This window comes from Streptomyces sp. NPDC101237 (genome assembly GCF_044767465.1).
In the GTDB taxonomy this organism is placed as follows: Bacteria; Actinomycetota; Actinomycetes; order Streptomycetales; family Streptomycetaceae; genus Streptomyces; species Streptomyces gramineus.
In genome coordinates, this window is sequence record NZ_JBIWNY010000048.1 from 1 (window position 1) to 21,231 (window position 21,231).

21 protein-coding genes and 1 riboswitch are annotated in these 21,231 nt (G+C 73.0%); of the genes, 15 read left to right on the plus strand and 6 right to left on the minus strand.

The annotated features are described in order from the left end of the window. The 5 genes from ACIRQ9_RS38880 to ACIRQ9_RS38900 all read left to right on the plus strand — a co-directional run. Window positions 1–540 (plus strand): flavodoxin-dependent (E)-4-hydroxy-3-methylbut-2-enyl-diphosphate synthase (locus ACIRQ9_RS38880; RefSeq protein ID WP_404185060.1); only part of this gene is annotated, 540 nt, incomplete at its 5' end. Between the two features lie 27 nt (window positions 541–567). Beyond that, a complete protein-coding gene (gene dxs / locus ACIRQ9_RS38885) occupies window positions 568–2,607 on the plus strand; it encodes a 1-deoxy-D-xylulose-5-phosphate synthase (protein WP_404185063.1) in 2,040 nt (679 codons plus the stop codon). Continuing rightward, window positions 2,604–3,989, plus strand: coding sequence for an aspartate aminotransferase family protein (locus tag ACIRQ9_RS38890; protein WP_404185066.1), 1,386 nt, complete (start codon window positions 2,604–2,606; stop codon window positions 3,987–3,989). The genes dxs and ACIRQ9_RS38890 overlap by 4 nt, the downstream gene beginning before the upstream one ends. 59 nt (window positions 3,990–4,048) lie before the next feature. Next, complete coding sequence (locus ACIRQ9_RS38895) at window positions 4,049–4,672, plus strand: helix-turn-helix domain-containing protein (protein WP_404185069.1); 624 nt, start codon at window positions 4,049–4,051, stop codon at window positions 4,670–4,672. Continuing rightward, entirely contained in the window at window positions 4,669–4,791 is a 123-nt protein-coding gene (locus tag ACIRQ9_RS38900) for a DUF6126 family protein (protein ID WP_123972047.1), read from the plus strand. The genes ACIRQ9_RS38895 and ACIRQ9_RS38900 overlap by 4 nt, the downstream gene beginning before the upstream one ends. A gap of 22 nt (window positions 4,792–4,813) precedes the next feature. On the opposite strand, the gene ACIRQ9_RS38905 is transcribed toward ACIRQ9_RS38900, so the two are convergent. Beyond that, a complete protein-coding gene (locus tag ACIRQ9_RS38905) occupies window positions 4,814–5,611 on the minus strand; it encodes a tyrosine-protein phosphatase (protein ID WP_404185073.1) in 798 nt (265 codons plus the stop codon). A 174-nt stretch (window positions 5,612–5,785) separates the two neighbouring features. Here ACIRQ9_RS38905 and ACIRQ9_RS38910 point away from each other — a divergent pair, with 174 nt between their 5' ends. From ACIRQ9_RS38910 to ACIRQ9_RS38920, 3 genes are all read left to right on the plus strand, one after another. Next, window positions 5,786–7,870, plus strand: a complete 2,085-nt coding sequence (locus tag ACIRQ9_RS38910; protein WP_404185148.1) for an alpha-galactosidase — start codon at window positions 5,786–5,788, stop codon at window positions 7,868–7,870. 308 nt (window positions 7,871–8,178) lie between these two features. Further along, window positions 8,179–8,341, plus strand: a riboswitch (cyclic di-AMP (ydaO/yuaA leader). A 2-nt stretch (window positions 8,342–8,343) separates the two neighbouring features. Further along, window positions 8,344–9,273: a peptidoglycan DD-metalloendopeptidase family protein gene (locus ACIRQ9_RS38915; RefSeq protein WP_404185076.1), complete on the plus strand. Its 930-nt coding sequence runs from the start codon at window positions 8,344–8,346 to the stop codon at window positions 9,271–9,273. 238 nt (window positions 9,274–9,511) lie between these two features. Then, window positions 9,512–10,297: an SGNH/GDSL hydrolase family protein gene (locus ACIRQ9_RS38920; RefSeq protein WP_404185151.1), complete on the plus strand. Its 786-nt coding sequence runs from the start codon at window positions 9,512–9,514 to the stop codon at window positions 10,295–10,297. A gap of 44 nt (window positions 10,298–10,341) precedes the next feature. Here ACIRQ9_RS38920 and ACIRQ9_RS38925 read toward each other — a convergent pair whose 3' ends face one another. The 3 genes from ACIRQ9_RS38925 to ACIRQ9_RS38935 form a co-directional block, all read right to left on the minus strand. Then, window positions 10,342–10,944: a TetR/AcrR family transcriptional regulator gene (locus ACIRQ9_RS38925; RefSeq protein WP_404185079.1), complete on the minus strand. Its 603-nt coding sequence runs from the start codon at window positions 10,942–10,944 to the stop codon at window positions 10,342–10,344. A gap of 9 nt (window positions 10,945–10,953) precedes the next feature. Next, a complete protein-coding gene (locus ACIRQ9_RS38930; RefSeq protein WP_404185082.1) occupies window positions 10,954–11,268 on the minus strand; it encodes a GNAT family N-acetyltransferase in 315 nt (104 codons plus the stop codon). Window positions 11,269–11,476: 208 nt separating this feature from the next. Further along, a complete protein-coding gene (locus tag ACIRQ9_RS38935; protein WP_404185085.1) occupies window positions 11,477–12,655 on the minus strand; it encodes a Glu/Leu/Phe/Val dehydrogenase dimerization domain-containing protein in 1,179 nt (392 codons plus the stop codon). A 140-nt stretch (window positions 12,656–12,795) separates the two neighbouring features. Between ACIRQ9_RS38935 and ACIRQ9_RS38940 the strand changes: the two genes are divergently transcribed. The 7 genes from ACIRQ9_RS38940 to ACIRQ9_RS38970 all read left to right on the plus strand — a co-directional run bounded on the left by ACIRQ9_RS38940 (window position 12,796) and on the right by ACIRQ9_RS38970 (window position 19,729). After that, on the plus strand, window positions 12,796–14,013 hold the full coding sequence (locus tag ACIRQ9_RS38940; RefSeq protein WP_404185088.1) for an MBL fold metallo-hydrolase: 1,218 nt from the start codon (window positions 12,796–12,798) through the stop codon (window positions 14,011–14,013). Between the two features lie 491 nt (window positions 14,014–14,504). Then, a complete protein-coding gene (locus tag ACIRQ9_RS38945) occupies window positions 14,505–16,901 on the plus strand; it encodes a sensor histidine kinase (protein ID WP_404185091.1) in 2,397 nt (798 codons plus the stop codon). 74 nt (window positions 16,902–16,975) lie between these two features. After that, a complete protein-coding gene (locus tag ACIRQ9_RS38950) occupies window positions 16,976–17,410 on the plus strand; it encodes a roadblock/LC7 domain-containing protein (RefSeq protein ID WP_351935502.1) in 435 nt (144 codons plus the stop codon). Window positions 17,411–17,412: 2 nt separating this feature from the next. Next, window positions 17,413–17,784: a DUF742 domain-containing protein gene (locus ACIRQ9_RS38955; protein WP_404185094.1), complete on the plus strand. Its 372-nt coding sequence runs from the start codon at window positions 17,413–17,415 to the stop codon at window positions 17,782–17,784. After that, complete coding sequence (locus tag ACIRQ9_RS38960; RefSeq protein WP_404185097.1) at window positions 17,762–18,361, plus strand: GTP-binding protein; 600 nt, start codon at window positions 17,762–17,764, stop codon at window positions 18,359–18,361. The genes ACIRQ9_RS38955 and ACIRQ9_RS38960 overlap by 23 nt, the downstream gene beginning before the upstream one ends. A gap of 59 nt (window positions 18,362–18,420) precedes the next feature. Continuing rightward, complete coding sequence (locus ACIRQ9_RS38965) at window positions 18,421–19,005, plus strand: GAF domain-containing protein (RefSeq protein ID WP_404185101.1); 585 nt, start codon at window positions 18,421–18,423, stop codon at window positions 19,003–19,005. Window positions 19,006–19,063: 58 nt separating this feature from the next. Beyond that, entirely contained in the window at window positions 19,064–19,729 is a 666-nt protein-coding gene (locus ACIRQ9_RS38970; RefSeq protein ID WP_404185104.1) for a TetR/AcrR family transcriptional regulator, read from the plus strand. Here the strand turns inward: ACIRQ9_RS38970 and ACIRQ9_RS38975 are convergent. Both ACIRQ9_RS38975 and ACIRQ9_RS38980 read right to left on the minus strand, forming a co-directional pair. Continuing rightward, entirely contained in the window at window positions 19,726–20,922 is a 1,197-nt protein-coding gene (locus ACIRQ9_RS38975) for a YbfB/YjiJ family MFS transporter (protein ID WP_404185107.1), read from the minus strand. The genes ACIRQ9_RS38970 and ACIRQ9_RS38975 overlap by 4 nt on opposite strands. Then, on the minus strand, window positions 20,919–21,221 hold the full coding sequence (locus ACIRQ9_RS38980) for a muconolactone Delta-isomerase family protein (RefSeq protein WP_404185110.1): 303 nt from the start codon (window positions 21,219–21,221) through the stop codon (window positions 20,919–20,921). Before ACIRQ9_RS38980 ends, ACIRQ9_RS38975 begins: the two co-directional genes overlap by 4 nt. Window positions 21,222–21,231: the final 10 nt, after the last annotated feature.

Sequence of the window (21,231 nt, forward strand, 5' to 3'; positions counted from 1 at the left end):
GCCGCGCAGTGCGACTACCCGCTGCACCTCGGCGTCACCGAGGCCGGCCCCGCCTTCCAGGGCACCGTCAAGTCGGCCGTCGCCTTCGGCGCCCTGCTCTCCCGCGGCATCGGCGACACCATCCGGGTGTCGCTGTCCGCGCCGCCCGCGGAGGAGGTCAAGGTCGGTATCCAGATCCTGGAGTCCCTCAACCTCAGGCAGCGGCGCCTGGAGATCGTCTCCTGCCCGTCCTGCGGCCGCGCCCAGGTCGACGTCTACAAGCTGGCCGACGAGGTGACGGCCGGTCTGGAGGGCATGGAGGTGCCGCTGCGCGTCGCCGTCATGGGCTGCGTCGTGAACGGGCCCGGGGAGGCCCGCGAGGCCGACCTCGGCGTGGCCTCCGGCAACGGCAAGGGCCAGATCTTCGTCAAGGGCGAGGTCATCAAGACCGTCCCCGAGTCCAAGATCGTGGAGACCCTCATCGAGGAAGCGATGAAGATCGCAGAGCAGATGGAGCAGGACGGGGCCGGGTCCGGAACGCCCGCCGTCACCGTGAGCTGAACAGCACGGACCGAGAGGGGGCCGAGCGTGACGATTCTGGAGACCATCCGGCAACCACGCGACCTGAAGGCGCTGTCCGAGGCGGAACTTCGCGAACTGTCTGAAGAAATACGTGAGTTCCTGGTGCACGCGGTCGCCAGGACCGGCGGTCACCTCGGCCCCAACCTGGGAGTCGTGGAACTGACCGTCGCACTGCACCGGGTCTTCGAGTCCCCGGCCGACCGCATCCTGTGGGACACCGGTCACCAGAGCTACGTGCACAAACTGCTGACGGGCCGCCAGGACTTCTCCAAGCTGCGCGGCAAGGGCGGGCTGTCCGGGTACCCGTCCCGCGAGGAGTCCGAGCACGACGTCATCGAGAACAGCCACGCCTCCACGGCGCTCGGCTGGGCCGACGGCCTGGCCAAGGCACGGCAGGTGCAAGGGGAGAAGGGCCATGTCGTCGCGGTGATCGGCGACGGCGCCCTGACCGGCGGGATGGCCTGGGAGGCGCTGAACAACATCGCGGCCGCCAAGGACCGGCCGCTGATCATCGTCGTCAACGACAACGAACGCTCCTACGCCCCGACCATCGGCGGCCTCGCCAACCACCTGGCCACCCTGCGCACCACCGACGGCTACGAGAGGGCGCTGGCCTGGGGCAAGGACGTGCTCCTGCGCACCCCGCTGGTGGGCGGCACCCTCTACGAGTCCCTGCACGGCGCCAAGAAGGGCTTCAAGGACGCCTTCGCCCCGCAGGGCATGTTCGAGGACCTGGGCCTCAAGTACGTCGGCCCGATCGACGGCCACGACATCAGAGCCGTCGAGTCCGCGCTCCGGCGGGCGAAACGCTTCCACGGGCCGGTGCTCGTGCACTGCCTCACGGAGAAGGGCCGCGGCTACGAACCCGCCCTCGCCCACGACGAGGACCGCTTCCACACCGTCGGCGTGATGGACCCGCTCACCTGCGAGCCCCTCGCACCGTCCGGCGGGCCCACCTGGACCTCGGTGTTCGGCGACGAGATCGTCCGGATCGGCGAGGAACGCGACGACATCGTGGCGATCACCGCGGCCATGCTGCACCCGGTCGGCCTGGGCCCGTTCGCGGCGCGCTTTCCGGGCCGGGTCTGGGACGTCGGCATCGCCGAGCAGCACGCGGCGGTCTCGGCGGCCGGCCTCGCGACCGGCGGCCTCCACCCGGTGGTCGCCGTCTACGCCACCTTCCTGAACCGTGCCTTCGACCAGCTGCTGATGGACGTGGCGCTGCACCGGTGCGGGGTGACGTTCGTCCTGGACCGGGCGGGCGTCACGGGCGTCGACGGCGCCTCCCACAACGGCATGTGGGACATGTCCGTGCTCCAGGTGGTCCCGGGCCTCAGGATCGCCGCCCCGCGCGACGCCGCGCAGCTGCGCCTCCAACTGCGCGAGGCGGTCGCCGTGGACGACGCGCCCACCCTGGTGCGCTTCCCGAAGGAGTCGGTGGGCCCGGACATCCCGGCGGTCGACCGGATCGGCGGCCTGGACGTGCTGCACTGTGGAGCCGACGCCCGGGTGCTGCTGGTCGCGGTCGGCGTGATGGCGCCGGTCTGCCTCCAGGCCGCGGAACTGCTGGCCGCCCGGGGCATCGCGTGCACGGTCGTGGACCCCCGCTGGGTCAAGCCCGTGGACCCCGCGCTGCCGGTGCTGGCGGCCCAGCACGAGCTGGTCGCCGTCGTCGAGGACAACAGCCGCGCCGCCGGTGTCGGTTCGGCGGTCGCGCTCGCGCTCGGTGACGCGGAGGTGGACGTGCCGGTGCGGAGGTTCGGGATTCCCGAGCAGTTCCTCCCGCACGCCAAGCGGGGGGAGGTGCTGGCCGACATCGGCCTGACACCGGTGGAGATCGCGGGCCGCGTCGGAGCGAGCCTCGCGGGGCGGGGGGCCGAGAGCGCCCACGAGGGTGCCGCGGGCGGCCGTTCGACGGGTGCGGGTCCGTCCGGGCGGGTCGCGCCCGCGCGGCGGCAGCCGCAGATCGAACGCAGCCCCGTGCCTCTGCGGGGCGCCACAGCCGAGGGCGCCGTCTCCGACGGCGCTCACAAGGAGAAGCGATGAGCACGGAGTTCGACCTCGGCGCGCTGCTGGCCGAGCGTGGCGGTGAGCGCTACGAGCTGCATGCCAAGTACCTGAACCACCAACTGCCGCGCATGCTGCACACCATCGGCTTCGACAAGGTCTACGAGCGCGCCGAGGGTGCCCACTTCTGGGACGAGGACGGCAACGACTACCTGGACATGCTCGCCGGGTTCGGGGTGATGGGCCTGGGCCGGCACCACCCCGTCGTCCGCAAGGCCCTGCACGACGTCCTGGACGCGCAACTGGCCGACCTCACCCGCTTCGACTGCCAGCCGCTGCCGGGACTGCTCGCCGAGCGGCTGCTGGCCCACAGCCCGCACCTGGACCGGGTGTTCTTCGGCAACAGCGGCACCGAGGCGGTCGAGACCGCGCTGAAGTTCGCCCGCTTCGCCACCGGCAGACCCCGCGTCCTCTACTGCGACCACGCCTTCCACGGCCTGACCACCGGCTCGCTGTCGGTCAACGGCGAGGACGGCTTCCGGGACGGCTTCGCCCCGCTGCTGCCCGACACGGCCGTCCCCCTCGGCGATCTCGACGCCCTGGCACGCGAGCTGAGGAAGGGCGACGTCGCCGCTCTGATCGTCGAGCCCATCCAGGGCAAGGGCGTGCACGAGGCGCCGCCCGGCTACCTGCGCGGCGCCCAGGAACTGCTGCGCCGGCACAAGGCACTGCTGATCGCCGACGAGGTGCAGACCGGCCTCGGCCGTACCGGCGACTTCTACGCCTACCAGCACGAGGACGGTGTCGAGCCGGACCTGGTGTGCGTGGCGAAGGCCCTGTCCGGCGGGTACGTCCCCGTGGGCGCGACGCTCGGCAAGGACTGGATCTTCAAGAAGGTCTACTCGTCCATGGACCGGGTGCTGGTCCACTCGGCGAGCTTCGGTGCCAACGCCCAGGCGATGGCGGCCGGTCTCGCCGTCCTCTCCGTCATGGAGAACGACCAGATCGTCGCGAACGCCCGGGCCGTCGGGGACCGGCTCAGGACACGGCTCACCGAGCTGATCGACACCTACGAGCTGCTCGCCGACGTGCGCGGCCGGGGGCTGATGATCGGCATCGAGTTCGGCAGGCCCAGCTCGCTGAAGCTCCGCAGCCGCTGGACCATGCTCCAGGCCGCCCGCAAGGGTCTGTTCGCGCAGATGGTCGTCGTACCGCTGCTCCAGCGCCACCGCATCCTCACCCAGGTCTCCGGCGACCACCTGGAGGTCATCAAGCTGATCCCGCCGCTCGTCGTCGACGAGGCGGACGCGGACCGGTTCGTGGCCGCCTTCACGGACGTCATGGACGACGCCCACAGCGGCGGCGGCCTGATGTGGGACTTCGGCAAGACCCTCGTCAGGCAGGCGGTCGCCAACCGCTAGCTTTTTGTCTCTGAGGCAAGAAAATTGCCGCACAGGCAAATGTGCGGCTGAATAGAGGCATGAACGCCTCCGAGAACGGGCGGGCGGGCGGTCCGGTCGAGGATCTGCCCGCCGTCGCTCCGCAGCTGCGGTCCCTGCGCCGTCGCGCCGGCCTCACCCTGGAGGCCGCGGCACGCGACGCCGGACTGTCGGCCGCGCATCTCTCCCGGCTGGAGACCGGGCAGCGCCAGCCGTCGCTGCCGATGCTGCTCGCACTCGCTCGTGTCTACGGTACGACGGTATCGGAACTGCTGGGAGAGAGCGTCGCCGACCAGCACGCGATCGTGCGCGCCGGCGACATGGAACCGACCCGGGCCGGCGGCTGGACGTACTGGCAGGCCGGGGCTTCCGGCCGCGGCATGCAGTCGCTGCGCGTCCGGGTGCCCCACGGATCCCAGGGCGACATCGTGCGGGTGCACCCCGGCGAGGAGTGGCTGTACGTCCTGAGCGGCCGGCTCCGGCTGCGCCTCGGTGACACCACCCACGTCCTCGCCGCGGGCGACAGCGCCCATTTCGACTCGCTCACCCCGCACCGGCTCGCCGCCGAGGACCACGACGGCGTCGAGCTCCTGTTCGTCCACACCCTGCTGCAGAGTCCCCTGGCCGCGCTGTGCCTGGGGCCGATCACTGGAGAGCTGCCGTGAGCAACATCGAGGAGAAGTTCCCCCGGGCCCTGTGGGTCCGGCTCATCATCTACATCGCCGTCGGCCACGTCTTCGCCGCCTTCCTCTACCTGCTGTTCGCCGTGGGCGGCAAGGGCTGAGCGCTCCCGTGACGGCCCGGCCTCAGTCGAGGAGGCGTGCGCGCAGCCGCTCGCGGGTGCGCGGGGTGACTCCGAGGCCCTGCTCCAGGTAGGTGTCGACGTCGCCCCACGTCTCCTCGATGCTCTCGAAGGCCGCCGTCAGGTACTCCGCCCGGGCGTCGAAGAGCGGGCTCAGCAGCTCCATCACCTCGGGGCCGTAGGCGCTGTCCCCGCCGCCGCTGCGCCGCACCTTGTAGCGGCGGTGCTTGGCGTTGGACTCCAGGTAGTCGGCGAGGATCGCGTCCCGCTCCACGCCGAGCGCGAGGAGGGTCACGGCTATCGAGACGCCGGCCCGGTCCTTGCCGGCCGCGCAGTGCATCAGCGCCGGGACGCTGTCCTCGGCGAGGTCGTGCAGCACGCGCGAGTGCTCCGCGGTGCGGTCCCTGACGATCGTGCGGTACGAGGTGACCATCCGGTGGGCGGCCTTGCCGTCGCCGAGGAGTCCGCGCAGCTGCTCGGTGTCGCCCTCGCGGACCATCGTCCAGAACTCGGCGCCGTGTGCCGGGTCGGTCAGCGGCAGGTTCAGGTTCCGGACGCCGGGCAGCTCGACGTCCGGGCCCTCCAGCTTCTGGTCGGCCGCGTTGCGGAAGTCGAAGATCGTGTGCAGGCCGAGGGAGGCCAGGAACTCCGTGTCCTGTTCCGTGGCGTGCGCCAGGTGCCCGCTGCGGAACAGCACGCCGTGCCGGACCCGGCGCCCGTCCACGGTCGGCAGGCCGCCCACGTCGCGGAAGTTGCGGACCCCGGCCAGCTCGGGCTCGGTCGACGGGACCTGCTGCGTCACGGGGGCTCCTCCCGGCCGGTCCCGTCGGCGCTGCTCGCCGGCGGGCACTGGATCGACCATACGACATCGGTTTCCACGGGCAATGAGTTGTCCACAGCCGTTGCCTCCAGGGCCCCACGCCCTTGATGATGTTGGTGCTTGAGCGGATCTGTTGGCACCTGTGTGAGGTTTCTCGTGGTGGACATCGCCGATAACGGTCGTACCTGGCTCCTGTCGGGCCCCGGCAGCAGCTACGCGCTGCATCTCACGGAGGACGACGAGCTGCTCCACCTGCACTGGGGCCCGAGGATCCGGCTCGCCGACGCCGAGCAGCTCAGCACCCGGGCGCTGCCCGCCTACTGGGCCTTCGAGTCCCCGCTGGACGGCCGCGAGGAGTACCCCGTCGAGGGCGGCCCGCGGTTCGTCCGCCCCGCCCTGTCCGTGCGCACCGAGGAGCGCCGCGGCACCGAGTGGGTCTTCGAGTCGTACGAGACCGACGACGGCGCGGACGGTGACGGACTGCGCCTGCGGTTCAACGACGCGGGGATCCTCCTCACCCTGCACTACCGGATGCGCGGCGACGTCGTCGAACGCTGGGTGACCGTCGACAACCGGGCGCACGCGCCCCTGGAGCTGCTGCGGGCCGACCCGGCCGCCTGGACGCTCCCGGACCGCGAGGGCTGGCGCCTCTCCCAGCTGCACGGCCGCTGGGCCGCCGAGTCCCGCCTCACCCGCGCCCCGCTCACCTACGGCGAGAAGGTGATCGGCAGCCGCCGCGGCCACACCAGCCACCAGCACCTGCCCTGGGTCGCCCTCGACACCGACGCCACCGAGGAGCGCGGCGAGGTCTGGGGCTGCGCGCTCGGCTGGTCCGGCTCCTGGCGGATCGCCGTCGCCCAACTCCCCGACGCCCGCGTGCAGATCACCGGCGGCGCCGGCTACGACGACTCGGGCCTTCTGATGCTGGCCGAGGGCGAGTCCTACACCAGCCCGGTCTTCGCGGGCCTGTGGAGCGACGGCGGCTTCGGCGGCGCCAGCCGTGCCTGGCACGCCTACCAGCGGGCGTACGTCATCCCGGACGCCGGCCGGGACCGGCCGGTGCTGTTCAACTCCTGGGAGGCCACCACCTTCGACATCTCCGAGGAGCAGCAGGCCACCCTCGCCCGGCGGGCCGCCGCGATCGGTGTCGAACTGTTCGTGGTCGACGACGGCTGGTTCGGCGCCCGTACCAGCGACCGCGCGGGCCTCGGCGACTGGACGCCCAACCCGGACCGCTTCCCCGAGGGCCTCAAGCCGCTCGGCGACCACGTGCACGCCCTCGGCATGCAGTTCGGCATCTGGGTCGAGCCCGAGATGGTCAACGCGGACAGCGACCTGTACCGCGCCCACGCCGACTGGGTGCAGTTCCAGCAGGGGCGCAGGCGGACGGAACTCCGCAACCAGCTCGTCCTCAACCTCGCCCGCGAGGACGTGCGGGAATACCTGTGGGAGCAGCTGGACACCCTGCTGTCCAGCGCTCCGATCGACTACGTGAAATGGGACTTCAACCGCTGCTTCACGGACGCGGGCTGGCCCGGCGAGCCGTACCCGCAGCGGCTGTGGGTCGACCACGTCCGCGGGCTGTACGCCCTGATCGACCGGATCCGGGCGGCCCACCCGGACGTCGCCATCGAGTCCTGCTCCGGCGGCGGCGGCCGGATCGACCTCGGCATCATGAGCCGCACCGACGAGGTGTGGACCTCCGACAACACCGACCCGCTGGACCGGCTCGCCATCCAGCACGGCTTCAGCCAGATCCATCCGGCCCGGGTCATGTCCGCCTGGGTGACCGACAGTCCGAACCACCAGCTCAACGGCCGGGTCAGCAGCCTGCGCTTCCGCTTCGTCAGCTCCATGGCGGGCGCTCTCGGTGTCGGCGGCGACCTCTCGCGGTGGACCGAGGAGGAGCTGGCGGAGGCGGCCCGCTGGGTGGAGCTCTACAAGGACATCCGGCCCCTGGTGCAGCGCGGCGACCAGTTCCGGCTGCGGCCGCCGGCCGGCGGGCTCAGCGCGGTGCAGTACACCCTCGGCGACGAGACCGTGGTGCTCGCCTGGCTCCAGGCCCAGAGCTACGGCGAGCCGATGCCCGCCCTGCGGCTCCAGGGGCTCGACCCGGAGGCGTCGTACGAAGACCGGGACACGGGCGAAATACTCCGCGGGGCCGTGCTGTTGCACCACGGGTTGCGCACGGAACTGCGCGGCGACCTGGATGCGACGGTTGTCCGGCTCCGTCGCATCTGAGCCATATGTCCGAAGTAGTGTTTTCATTCCGACTAGTTCTGGAATAAGCGGACGTGGTGGGACGTGCGTGAGGAGCGTCATATCCGTGACCGTCCGTCGCGCGTCATGCTCACGTAATTCCGGTGCCTTTCCGGGTGATTGACGGTCGGGGCGGGACGGGAATTCACGGAGAGTGACCGGGAATTCCCGTAACGGATCACGTGAAACCAGGACGGACGGAACCGGGCTCTTGTTCGTGTGCGTCCTGCTCGCTTACGTTCACCACGCATCCGGACGGAACGCCGAATCCTGCCGCCGACCGGAGTCCCCACACACACTCACCCGTGCCCGGCAGGAGCGGGGGACCCACCAGGTATGACCGCCTGTTCCGGTTCCCGGGACGGCTAGGGGTGTAGCCACGTCTTCCCGCGTGGCCGGGCAGCTCCAGCCCGAACCCGACAGCTCACCTCGCAGGCGCCGGAGAGGAATGTGTCATGCCCGCGAAGGGTAAGCACCGCCGTCCCAAGTCCCAGCGCCTCACGCGCTCGATGGCCGTCGCCGGAACCGGCGGCGCCGCGCTGGCCCTGCCGCTCATGGGGGCCACCGGCGCCCACGCGGCCACCACGCAGACCGTTTCCGAAAAGGCCACGCAGTCGATTCCGACCGTCGCGAAGACGGTCGCGCGGAAAGCCGCCGACCGTAATTCAGGCACCGGGAATTCCACGCACCGCGTCTACACCGTGGTGTCCGGCGACTGCCTCTCGAAGATCGCCTCCGAGCACGACGTGCCCGGCGGCTGGCAGCGGCTCTACGCCGACAACCGGCAGGCGGTCGGCGGCGACCCCTCGCTGATCCACCCCGGTCTCGAGCTCGCGCTCGGCGGCCGGCACGCCGCGGCCGACCGCCCTGACCGGGACTCCCGGCCCGAGACGCCGGCGCCCTCGCGGTCCCACGCCCCCTCGGCGCCGTCCTCGGACCCGGCGGCCTCCTCGGACGCGTCGACGACGGCCGTCTCCGGCTTCACCCTCCCGGTGACCGGCGGCACCCTCGGCACCCGCTACCACGTCGCCGGCAGCATGTGGTCCAGCGGCTACCACACCGGTGTCGACTTCGTCGTCCCGACCGGCACCCCGGTCAAGGCCGTCGGCGAGGGCACGGTCGTGACGGCCGGCTGGGGCGGCGCCTACGGCAACCAGGTCGTCATCAGGCTCGCCGACGGCTACTACGCGCAGTACGGCCACCTCTCGGCGCTCTCCGTCTCGCCCGGCCAGACCGTGACCGCCGGTCAGCGGATCGGCCTCTCCGGCGCCACCGGCAACGTCACCGGCCCGCACCTGCACTTCGAGATACGGACCACCCCGGACTACGGTTCCGACCTCGACCCGGTCGGCTACCTCCGCTCGAAGGGCGTGACCGTCGGCTGACCCGTCGACACCTCCCGTGCGCCACGCACTCCGAAGGCCGGACCCCGATCCCCGGGTCCGGCCTTCGGGCGATCGACGCGTCAACGCGCCTGATCAGGGGCTTATTCCTGGATTGGCCGACTATTTACAAGTGTCTTATATCACCGGCAGTCAACCCCTTATTACGGTCGCGTAGGTCACAGCCCGAGGTGAATCATGGTCCGACGTGGCAGACGATTCGAAGAGTGACAAGGCATCAGTGATCGGGTCGTACGTGGCGGTGGGGGACAGCTTCACCGAGGGCGTCGGCGACCCCGGCCCCGACGGGGCCTTCGTCGGCTGGGCGGACCGGTTCGCGGTCCTGCTGTCGGACCGGCGGCCCGAGGGCGACTTCGACTACACCAACCTCGCGGTGCGCGGGAAACTGCTCGACCAGATCGTGGCGGACCAACTGCCGCGAGCCGTCGAACTCGCCCCGGACCTGGTCTCCTTCAGCGCGGGCGGCAACGACATCATCCGCCCCGGCACCGACCCCGACGAGGTGGCCGAGCGGTTCGAGCGGGCCGTGGCCCGGCTCACCGAGGCCGTCGGGACGGTCCTGGTGACCACCGGCTTCGACACCCGGGGCGTGCCGGTCCTCAAGCATCTGCGCGGCAAGATCGCCACCTACAACGGCCATGTCCGCGCCGTCGCCGACCGGTACGGCTGCCCGGTGCTCGACCTGTGGTCCCTGAAGACCGTGCAGGACCGGCGGGCCTGGGACGGCGACCGGCTGCACCTGTCTCCCGAGGGGCACACCCGGGTGGCGCTGCGGGCCGGTCAGGCGCTCGGCCTCGAGGTGCCGGCCGACCCGGACCAGCCGTGGCCGCTGCTGCCGCCCCGCGGCACCCTGGAGATCCGCCGCGACGACGTGCAGTGGGCCCGTGAGTACCTGGTGCCGTGGATCGGCCGGCGGCTGCGCGGCGAGTCCTCGGGCGACCACGTGACCGCCAAGGGGGCGCTGTCCCCGGACGACATCAGGATGCGGATCGCCTCCGTGGCCTGACGGCACGGAAGCGGACGAGGGGCGGCCCGCGCGCGGGCCGCCCCTCATGCGTCCTGCTCCAGCCCCACTTCGCGCGCCAGCGCCTCGTCGACCCACTCCTGCGCCCGCGCCCGAGACAGGGCGCCCGGGTAGGAGGTGAGCTGGACGGCGAGCCCGTCGAGCAGGGCGGTCAGACGCAGCGCCGCGGCCGCCGGATCGGGACACCGGAACTCGCCGGTGGCCACGCCCTCGGCGACGACCTCGGCGATGGCCGCCTTCCACTGCTGGTCCAGCCGCTTGGCGACGTCCCGCAGGGCGGGTTCGCGCAGCGCCACCGCCCAGCCCTCGATCCACAGCCGCCAGCCCTTGGCCTGCCCGGTCGGCGCGTACCAGCGCACCGCCGCCCGCAGCCGGCGCGACGCCGACGTGCGGCGGCCCAGCAGCTTGCGCAGATGGGCCAGGTCGTCCTCGGCGGCGTAGGCGAAGGCCGCGGCGACCAGTTTCTCCTTCGTCGAGAAGTGGTACAGCACCAGTGCGTTGCTCACGCCGAGGGCCGAGGCGACGTCGGCGATCCGCACCGCCGCCACCCCCCGCGCCTCGATCTGCTCGATGGCCGCCCGCAGCAGTTCCTCACGCCGTTCGGCCACGCTCAACCGCACTCTCGCCACGCGGTCACCCTAGACGGTCCCGCCCCCGGGCGTGTCGCCGTCCCCGCCCAGCGGCAGGCGCATGAGCGTGAGATCCAGCCGCCGGCCGGACTTGACGCCCACCTCCCGCCCCGTCCCCGCGTGCTCGAAGCCGAACCGCCGGTGCAGCCGGACGGAGGCGGTGTTCTCCGCCTCGACACCGGCGATCATGGCGTGGTGGCCCGACTCGCGCGCCGCGGCGACGAGGGCCGCCAGGAGCGCGGAGCCGATGCCGAGCCCGTGCCGCTCCGCACGGACGCAGACCGAGTCCTCCGCCGTGACCGGTAGCCGTCCAGCTCGCGCCACGGGCCGTACACCGCGAATCCGGCCACCTCGCCCGCCACTTCCGCCACGAACGCGGAGCCGCGCGCCAGATGCGCGGCCGGCCAGGCCGCCGCCGCCGCGGGAGACCGCGGGGCCGAGGTCCACGGCGCCGTCGAGTGCGCGATCGCGTCGTTGCGGATCGCGCGCACGGCCTCCGCGTCACCGGGCTCCCCCGGACGGACCGTCACGGTCACCGGTACCAGCCGAACCGTTCCGCGATCACCGGCAGGCGGTCGGCCACCACGGCGTGGGCCGCGGCCCGCGGGGTCGTGCCGTCGGACGCGGCGCGATCCAGCATCAGCCCCACCAGGGCCCGCATCGAGCGGCGGGTGTGCGCGAACGCCTCGTCCGCGTCCGCGCCGATGTCGCCGAACAGGGTCCACCACCACCACGCGTTCGTGCCCGAGTTGACCACCACGTCCGGCAGCACGGTCACCCCGCGCGCCGCGAGCCGCTCCTCCGCCTCCGGCAGGACGGGCATGTTGGCCGCCTCCACGATCCAGCGGGCGGTGACCAGGTGCTCGTTGGACGTGTCGACGGCGTACGAGACCGCGGCAGGCACCAGCACCTCCGCGTCGGCGGACAGCCACGCCTCACCCGGCAGTTCGAGATCGTCCGGGCGCAGCACCGAGCGGTCGACGGTGCCGTAGGCGTCCCGGGCGCGCAGCAGCGCCTCGACGTCCAGCCCCGACGGATTGGCGATCGTGCCCTTGACGTCCGCGACGGCCACCACGGTCAGCCCCGCCCGCGAGAGGAAACGCGCCGTGGCCCCGCCCATCGTGCCCAGCCCCTGCACCGCGACCCGTGTCCCCGGGTACGGCACCCCGGCCCGGTCCAGGGCCGCCAGCGCCGACTCGGCGACTCCGCAGCCCCCCACCAGCTCGTCCAGGCCGATCCCGTCCACCTCGATGGCGAAGGCGTCCGCCAGCCGCCGCCGGGCCGCGGCCTCGTCGTCGAGCAGCGGGTACACGGCCTGGATCGAGGAGACCAGCCCCGCCTCGGCGGCCGCCCGGTCCACCAGGTCCTGGGTCAGCCCGAGGTCCTCGCCGGTGGTCCAGAAGCTCTCCACGTGCGGCCGCATGGCGCGCAGGTAGCGGACCAGCAGGGCGTACGCCCCGGGGTCCTGCGGATCGCAGTCGATGCCGCCCTTGGCGCCGCCGAGGGGGACGTAGCGGCCCGTGGGGTCGTAGTGCAGGGCCTCCTTCATCGTCATGCCGCGTGCCAGGCCGGTGACCTCCTCCAGGGTGCAGCCCGGCCGCATCCGCAGGCCTCCGCTGGCCACGCCCCGCACCAGCCGGTCGACGACCAGGAAGCCCTGCCGTCCGGTGACGTGGTCGGTCCAGACGAGAGACATCAGTGGAGCGGCCATGGTGGCTCCCGGGAGGTTCGCGAAGGAGAGGGTGTTACTGAACAGTGGTTCAGTATCAGGATCTGGGTGGCGGGGTGTCAACGCCGACCACCCGAGGGGCCGACCATAATGGAGGACCCCGCCACACCACTGGAGGTACCGTGACCCGTCCGCGTTCCCAGAGCTCCGGGCTCCGCGTGCCGCGGCCCGCCGCCTTCGGCGTGGAACCCGGCGGCGAGCGCATGGCCCGTATCCAGGGTTCACCGCACTTCAAGGACGGTGTCTTCCAGAACCCGGGCGGCACCGCGCGCACCCGGCCCTCGGGCTCGATGCTCGAATTCGCCAGGACCTACTTCGAGAAGGAGCAGCGCGTCCGCCGCGCTCCGCGGGGCACCGTCCCGGTGCACCCCACCACCGTCGCCGACCTCGCCCGGCCCGCCGCGAGCGGACTGCGGGTGACCTGGATGGGGCACTCCAGCGTCCTCGCGGAGATCGACGGACACCGCGTCCTCTTCGACCCCGTCTGGGGCGAGCGCTGCTCACCGTTCCCGTTCGCCGGACCCAAGCGGCTGCACCCGGCGCCGCTGCCGCTGGCCGCGCTCGGCCCGGTCGACGTCGTGGTGATCTCGCACGACCACTACGACCACCTCGACCTGCCCACGATCAAGGCACTGGCCGGCACGGACACCCTCTTCGCGGTGCCGCTCGGGGTCGGCGCGCACCTCGAACACTGGGGCGTCCCCGCCGACCGGCTGCGCGAGCTGGACTGGCACGAGGTGACCGAGGTCGGCGGCCTCACCCTGACGGCGACCCCCGCCCGCCACTTCTGCGGCCGAGGGCTGCGCAACACCCAGCACACCCTGTGGGCGTCCTGGGTCGTCGCGGGCGAGCGGCACCGGATCTACCACAGCGGTGACACCGGTTACTTCGACGGCTTCAAGGAGATCGGCGCCGACCACGGGCCCTTCGACGTGACGATGATCCAGATCGGCGCGTACAGCGAGTTCTGGCCCGACATACACATGACGCCCGCGGAGGGCATGCGCGCCCACCTCGACCTGCAGGGCGGCGGTCCGCACGGCGTGCTGCTGCCGATCCACTGGGGCACCTTCAACCTCGCCCCGCACGCCTGGGCCGAGCCGGGGGAGTGGACCAAGGACGCCGGCGACGGCGCCGGCCAGGCGGTGGCCCTGCCCCGGCCCGGCGAGCCGTTCGAGCCGTCCGGCACGGTGCCCGTCAGCCCGTGGTGGCGCGAGGTGTCGGCGCCGGTCGCCCGGCCGTGGCGCACGGCCGTCCCGCCGCGGAGCGAGGCCGGGCAGCGGGACCTCGGCCCGGCCGGCGAAGCGGTGACGCCGGACGCGGACGATCTCGTGAAGTGAGCACACCCGCGGAGCCCGGTGACCGCGACGGAGGCGGTCACCGTGGGTGATGTTCTGCGGGGTGATGGCGGGGTGACGGCAGGGCGGCGGTGAGGCCCTGGCGGGCCGTCCGGCCGTCCCGGCGGGCCCGTCCGGACGGTGCGGGTCCGGGGGTGCGGGGGAGAAGCGGTGGGGCGGGTGTGCCGGTCCGCGCTCTCCGTCTCTGACCGATTCTGAGCAGGTCGGATCAGGTGCTGGTCATTCAGGGGCGAGGTTTCGAGAAACCTTTTCGGTCCTTCGTGCGACGGCTCATACCAGAGCGGGACCGCCGCCGGGGGACTTTGTCAACTGCCCACCGCGCCTGATGCGTTGGCGACTACTGTGAGTGTCCGTCGGGCGACGCGGGGCCGAATACTTTTGCGGTCTCCTCGGCCGGCACCGCTATGGCGCATGCCCGGCTCGCGCGTCCCGCGCGAGTGATCCAGGCCCGACGGACCAGTACGAGGACGCAGATGTCTCACCTCCGTGCACCGGCCGCCCGCGCCGACCGCCGTGAGGGCGGCCGGCACGGACGTCCGGTCGCCCGACCCGTTCCCGCGCTGCCCGAGACCTGCATACGGCCTCAGCTGATGCGCCTCGCCGTGCTGCCGCCGGTCGCGGTGGCGCTCAGCGGCTGTGCGGCCGTCCTGTTCACCGTGCGCTCCACCGGGGCCCCGCCCAGCCTCAGCCTGCTGGCCGTGCTGACCGGAGCGGTCTCGGTGACGGCCGCGGGCATCGTGATCGCCGCCGTGGCCGCGGGCCGCGCCGCCCGCTCGGTCAGCGACCGCGTCGAGACGCTGCGCCGCAGCACCGCCCGTGGCGAGGCCGATCTGCTGGCCCTAGTCGAGACGCTGCGCCGCGGCGAGACCCCGCCCCCGCGCAGGTCGCGCGGCGGACCGCCCGCGGACGCCGACGACTTCGAACTGCTCGCCGCCGACCTGTCCCGCGCGCACGACGGCGCCGTCACCGCCGTCGTGCAGGCCGCCCAGCTCTCCAGCCAGACCGGCAGCGAACAGAAACTGGAGGTCTTCGTCAACCTGGCGCGGCGCCTCCAGTCCCTGGTGCACCGGGAGATCTCGATCCTCGACGAGCTGGAGAACGAGATCGAGGACCCCGACCTGCTCAAGGGGCTCTTCCACGTCGACCATCTGGCCACCCGCATCCGGCGGCACGCCGAGAACCTCGCCGTGCTCGGCGGCGCCGTGTCCCGGCGGCAGTGGAGCAATCCCGTCCCCATGACCGAGGTGCTGCGCTCCGCCATCGCCGAGGTCGAGCAGTACTCCCGGGTCAAACTCGTCCCGCCGATCGACGGCGAACTGCGCGGGCACGCCGTCGCCGACGTGATCCACCTGCTCGCCGAACTCGTCGAGAACGCCACGGTGTTCTCGGCCCCGCACACCCAGGTGCTGCTCCGCGCCAACCTCGTCACCTCCGGCCTCGCGGTGGAGGTCGAGGACCGCGGACTCGGCATGCCGGTCGGCGAACAGTCCACGATGAACGCCCTGCTCGCCGACCCCGACCAGGTCAACGTCGGCAGCCTGCTGGCCGACGGCCGCATCGGCCTCTTCGTGGTCTCCCAGCTCGCCCGCCGCCACGGCATCCACGTCCGGCTCCAGAGCAACATCTACGGCGGTGTCCAGGCCGTTCTCGTCGTCCCGCAGAGCCTGCTGGGCTCGGCCGCGGGCGGCGCGGGAGCGGTACCGCAGCCGCGCGACGCCGGGGACGCGCCGCCCGGACCCGACGGCGTCACCCGCCCGTCCGACGCCCTCGGTCCATCCGACGGCGGCGATGCCCCCGCCCCGGCCGCCCCGGCGATCGCCGGACCCGGCGCCCGTCCGGCCGCCGCCCCGGGCGGTCCGCCCACGGACCGCCGGCCCGCACCGCAGCCGGGACCGGCCGCACCCGCCGTCGGCGGACGGCGCCGGCACGCGCAGCCCGGCGGCGCACCCGCGCCACTGCCGACGCGCGGCACCCGCCAGACCCGGCCCAACCCCGCCGAGGCCCTGCCGGGCATCCGGCCCGAGGACCGGTCGGCGGTCGCCGAGCACGCCGGCGCCCCGCCCGTCCCGCGCGTCGGAACGGTGCGCGGCACCATGGGCAAGCCCCAGCTGCCGCGCCGCCGTGCCCAGGAGCACATCGTCCCCCAGCTCCGCGGCGGCCCGGCTCCCCGCCAGGACTCCGAGACGACGGCCGGCCACGACCCCGGTCTGATGGCCGCCTTCCAACGCGGCATCGGCCTGGCGGAGGCCCAGCAGCACCTGGAGGCCGCTCAGCCGGAGCAGCGGACCGCCGCCGGACCGGTGGGCGGACCGCGGGGAGAGACCCTCGCCACCGGACTGAACGGCACGGGCGTCACCGACCTGGGCCGCCTCGGCACCGGCCCGACCGGCATGGGGGTCGCCGGACCGGGCGTCGCCGACCCGGGCGTTCCGGGCACGGGTGTGCACGACACCTCCGGCGCGGGGCTCGACGCCGGGTCCGGCGTCATCGGGTTCGGCGCCCGCACCGAGGACGTGTCGAGCAGCGCGTCCCACGCCACACACGCGGACGGCGTGCACATGGATCTGTCGTACACGGGCGCCACGCACGCGGATTTCCCGCACACGGATCTCTCGCAGACGGGCGCCCCGCACACGGATCTCCCCCACACCGACGTCACGCACACGGAAGCCACCGCGTCCGGCCACTCGGCCCTGGGCCGCGTGACCTCGGTCCACCCGGGCCCGGCACCCACCGGTCCCGCGCAGGCAGCGGCGGCCCCGGCCGACCCTCCGACCGTGTCCCCGGCCCCGGCGCACGCCCCGATCCTGCGCCCGCTGCACGCCTCCGACCGCCACGCCCGGCCCGACGGGAGCGCACCGGCCGGATGACCAGCACCCTCCCCACCCCCACCACGACCCCCACCGCTCCCTTAGACCTTCGTACCCCAAGGAGTCGATCCACCATGGCGAGCGATGCGCCGACCGCCCAGGTATCCGACCTCGACTGGCTGATGAGCGGCCTCGTCCAGCGCGTACCCCACACCACCAGCGCGGTGCTCCTGTCCTGCGACGGGCTGGTGAAGTCCGTCCACGGGCTCGACCCCGACAGCGCCGACCACATGGCCGCGCTCGCCTCCGGTCTGTACTCGCTCGGCCGCAGCGCGGGCGTCCGCTTCGGCGACGGCGGGGACGTCCGGCAGGTCGTCGTCGAACTCGACTCGACGCTGCTGTTCGTCACCACCGCCGGATCCGGCACCTGCCTCGCCGTGCTGGCCGGCCGCGAGGCCGACGCCGCCGTCCTCGGCTACGAGATGGCGATGCTGGTCAAGAGCGTCCGCCCCTACCTCGTCACGGCGCCCCGGCAGCACCCCGTCGAACCCACGGCGATGAGGCCTTGAGGGTGGCGGCAGCCGGCGACGGGCCGTGGCTGGACGACGCGGCCGGACGCCTGGTGCGCCCGTTCACGGTCAGCAACGGCCGCACCGAGCCCAGTATCGCCTTCGACCTGATGTCGCAGGTGATGGCCACCGGAGCCACCCCCCTCGGCTACCTCGGCCCCGAGCACGCACAGGCCCTGGACCTGTGCCGCGCCCCCGTCTCGGTCGCCGAGATCGCCGCGCACCTCAAGCTCCCCGCCGTGGTCACCAAAGTGCTGCTCTCCGACCTCGTCGACTGCGGGGTGCTCACCGCCAAGCCCCCCGCCTTCCACCACAACCCCACTGACCGGTCTCTTCTGGAGGCAGTGCTCGATGGACTACGACGACAGCTGTGACCCCTTCCCCACCGCGCTGAAGATCCTGGTGGCCGGTGGGTTCGGGGCCGGCAAGACCACCTTCGTGGGCGCGGTCAGCGAGATCGCGCCGCTGTCCACGGAGGAACTCCTCACCACGGTGAGCGCCGCGACCGACAGTCTCGAAGGCATCGAGAACAAGGTCGAGACGACCGTGGCCATGGACTTCGGCCGCATCACCCTGGACGCCGAACACGTGCTCTACCTCTTCGGCACGCCGGGCCAGGAGCGGTTCTGGTTCATGTGGGACGAACTGTCCGCGGGCGCGCTCGGCGCGGTCGTCCTCGCCGACACCCGCCGCCTGGAGGACTGCTTCGCGGCCGTCGACTTCTTCGAGGAGCGCGGCCTCGGCTTCATCGTCGCCGTCAACGAGTTCGACGGGTCCTACCGCTACGACCCCGAGGAGGTGCGCGCCGCCATCGACCTGGATCCGCAGGTCCCGGTCGTCCGCTGCGACGCCAGGATCTCCAGCTCGGGCGTCCAGACCCTGCTCACCCTGGTTCGCCATCTCATCGCCCACGCCCCGGTCTCCGCGCCGAGCCACGGCGCCCACATGTGAACCCCACACACCCCTCGGAGGCCCTGTATGACCCACGTCCACGGCGGCGGAGTCCGCCCATGAGGTACGACCCCGCGCGCCCGGCCGGCCGGCTGCTGCTCACGCCGGAGGACAAGGAGGCGCCCGTGCGCGTCCGGCGCCTGGGCCAGCTGGGCCTCGGCGACCGCCGCGACCCGGATCTGGACGCCTACGCGGACCGGCTCGCGGAGGTCACCGGGGCGCCGTACGCCATGGTCAACTTCGTCGGCGAGTACCGGCAGTTCTTCGCCGGGCTGCACCTGCCGGCCGTGTCGCCGCCGGTGGTGGTGAGGCCCGACGGCACGACGCCGGTGCTGGGCCGCGAGCTGGGCCGCGACCACGGGTTCTGCCCCCATGTGGTGGTCCGGCGCAAGGCGCTGGTCCTCGAGGACGTCAGCGACTACCCGCGGTTCGCGGGCAACCCGGTCGTCGACGAGTTCGGCGTCCGTTCCTATCTGGGTGCCCCGCTCATCGACAGCACCGGGACGGCGCTCGGCACGGTGTGCGTGCTCGACGTGGCGCCGCGGCCCTGGGGCCGCTCGGGTCTGGAGACCATCAAGTCGTCGGCGGCGGAGCTGGTGGCCCGCATCGAGCGACGCGAGGCGGACGGGCTGCCGCTGCTGTGACGCCGGGAACGGTCCGGCACACTAGCCGACCGGTCTAGTACTTCCGTACGCTGGTGGCATGGGACGTACGAGTGACGCCAAGCGCAAGATCCTCGACGCCGCCCGCTCGCTGATCGAGGACCGCGGCTACTCGGCGCTCGGCGTGGCCGAGATCTGCGCGGCGGCCGGGGTGCCGAAGGGCAGCTTCTACTACTTCTTCGCGTCCAAGGAGGCCCTCGCGCTCGCCGTCGTCGACGAGCACTGGGCGGCCCAGGAGCGTGCCTGGGCGCGTGTCCTGACCGGCGAGGCGGAACCGCTGAGGCGGCTGCGGGATCTGTTCGAGGAGACGGAGGCCGGGCAGCGCGTCGCGCAGGAGGGCTGCGGCACGGTGTCGGGCTGCCTGTTCGGGAACCTCACCCTGGAGCTCAGCAACCAGACCGAGGCGGTCCGCGAGCGGCTCCAGGAGATCTTCGACGCGCAGGTCGGCATGGTGGAGTCCGTCATCGCCGAGGCCCGCGAGCGCGGTGAGGTCACGGTCACCGACCCCGGGGAGGCGGCCCGCGCGGTGGTGGCCCAGCTGGAGGGACAGGTGATGTTCGCCAAGCTGTACAACAACACCGGACGTCTCGGCCCGCTGTGGCAGAACTGCCGGGCACTGCTCGGGGCGACGGCGACCCCCGCCCAGGCACGCACGGCCCCGGCACGCGTGGCCCCGGGCACGGATGACCGGGGTCGCGTGTCCTAGGAGCCCGTGGCCCCGGCCGGCCGCGGCCGTCGTACCTGTTCCGTGGATTCCGTGCCCAGGTGGTGCGGGAAGCCGATCCGCAGCACCGCCGCGGCCGCGGCCGCCGCGACGACCACCGCGGCGGCCAGCAGCAGGGCCTGGTGATAGCCGTGCCGCAGCAGCGGGGCGACGGCCGGCGGGCCCAGGATCTGTCCCACGGAGTACCCGGCGGTCAGCAGCGCCACGGAGCGCGGGAAGCGCAGGTGCGCCCCGGTGGCCAGGGCCAGGGTGCTCACGCCCAGGAACGTCGCGCCGAACAGCACCGCCGAGCCGAGGGCGGCGGCCGTGCTCCCGGTCACCGCGGGCAGCGCGATACCGGCCGCCTGCACCACCAGCGCGGTGAGCAGCAGACCGGGCCTTGACCACCTGCGCCCGAGCCGGGCCCACAGCGCCGCGGACGGCACGGCGGCCAGCCCGACCAGCACCCACGCGCCGCTGCCGACCCAGCCGGGGGAGTCCTGGCCGATGGCCGCGACCAGGAAGGTGCCCGCGACGATGTAGCCGACGCCCTCCAGGAAGTAGCTGACGAACAGGGCGCCGAACCAGCGGTGGGTCCCGGCGGTCGCCGCAGGCCCCCGTGCCGGTCCGGCCGGCGGGTCCTCGGGCCGCAGGTTCCAGGAGAGCGCGGTCAGCACCCCGGCGAGCGCGGCGGCGGCCCACCAGGCGGCCCGCCAGTCGGCGACCGGCCGCAGGGCCAGCACCAGCAGCCCCGACAGCGCGATGCCGGCGCCCACCCCGCCGAAGGACCAGCCGGACAGGTGCGCCGGGTGCTCCCGCAGATGGTGCAGCACGGCGGCGGCCGCGACCACGAACACCAGGGCGCTGGCCCCTCCCGCCAGCAGTCGCAGCAGCACCCACGGCACCGTGCTGCGGGGGAGCGGCATCGCGGCGAGCGAGGCGGTCAGCAGGAGCAGTGATCCGCGCAGCACCGCACGGGACCGGACCAGCGCCGGGGCCAGGGTGCCGGCGAGCGCGCCGACGAGGTAGCCGGCGTAGTTGGCGGTGGCCAGGTGCGCTCCGGCGGCCGCGGACAGGCCCGCCCGGGCCTGCATGAGGGGCAGGATCGGCGTGTACACGAAGCGGCCGACGCCCATGCCCGCGGCGAGCGCCGCACCCGCCCTGGCGGCATGGCTCCGGGCGGACGTGGGGGTCATCGGGTGCCGTCGACCCGGCCCGGGTCGTTCGGGTGGGACTCCAGCGGGGTGACGGTCAGCGTCATCCACGGGCGCAGCGGCAGGGTGCCGAGGACCTTCTCGTGGAGTTCCGCCTCGTCGCCGGCGCGCCAGACGCCGATGCTCCGCAACTCGCCCACCGGGCGCCACAGCCGGACCAGGTGGCCGGCCGCCGCCAGTTCGCCCGCGCGGACGGCCTCCGCGGCCCGTCGCCGGTCGACCTCCTCCTGGTCCGTACCCTCGGGGACGGTGGTGGTGATCTCGACCAGGAACTCTCGCACGGTGCGCTCC

Excerpts from the sequence above, each read along its gene's own strand:
- ACIRQ9_RS38970 (WP_404185104.1), top strand. The coding sequence starts at position 19,064 with ATGGGACGTACGAGTGACGCCAAGCGCAAGATCCTCGACGCCGCCCGC.
- ACIRQ9_RS38945 (WP_404185091.1), top strand. The coding sequence starts at position 14,505 with ATGTCTCACCTCCGTGCACCGGCCGCCCGCGCCGACCGCCGTGAGGGC.
- ACIRQ9_RS38965 (WP_404185101.1), top strand. The coding sequence starts at position 18,421 with ATGAGGTACGACCCCGCGCGCCCGGCCGGCCGGCTGCTGCTCACGCCG.
- ACIRQ9_RS38975 (WP_404185107.1), bottom strand. The coding sequence starts at position 20,922 with ATGACCCCCACGTCCGCCCGGAGCCATGCCGCCAGGGCGGGTGCGGCG.
- ACIRQ9_RS38950 (WP_351935502.1), top strand. The coding sequence starts at position 16,976 with ATGGCGAGCGATGCGCCGACCGCCCAGGTATCCGACCTCGACTGGCTG.
- ACIRQ9_RS38895 (WP_404185069.1), top strand. The coding sequence starts at position 4,049 with ATGAACGCCTCCGAGAACGGGCGGGCGGGCGGTCCGGTCGAGGATCTG.
- ACIRQ9_RS38915 (WP_404185076.1), top strand. The coding sequence starts at position 8,344 with ATGCCCGCGAAGGGTAAGCACCGCCGTCCCAAGTCCCAGCGCCTCACG.
- ACIRQ9_RS38890 (WP_404185066.1), top strand. The coding sequence starts at position 2,604 with ATGAGCACGGAGTTCGACCTCGGCGCGCTGCTGGCCGAGCGTGGCGGT.
- ACIRQ9_RS38935 (WP_404185085.1), bottom strand. The coding sequence starts at position 12,655 with ATGGCCGCTCCACTGATGTCTCTCGTCTGGACCGACCACGTCACCGGA.
- ACIRQ9_RS38960 (WP_404185097.1), top strand. The coding sequence starts at position 17,762 with ATGGACTACGACGACAGCTGTGACCCCTTCCCCACCGCGCTGAAGATC.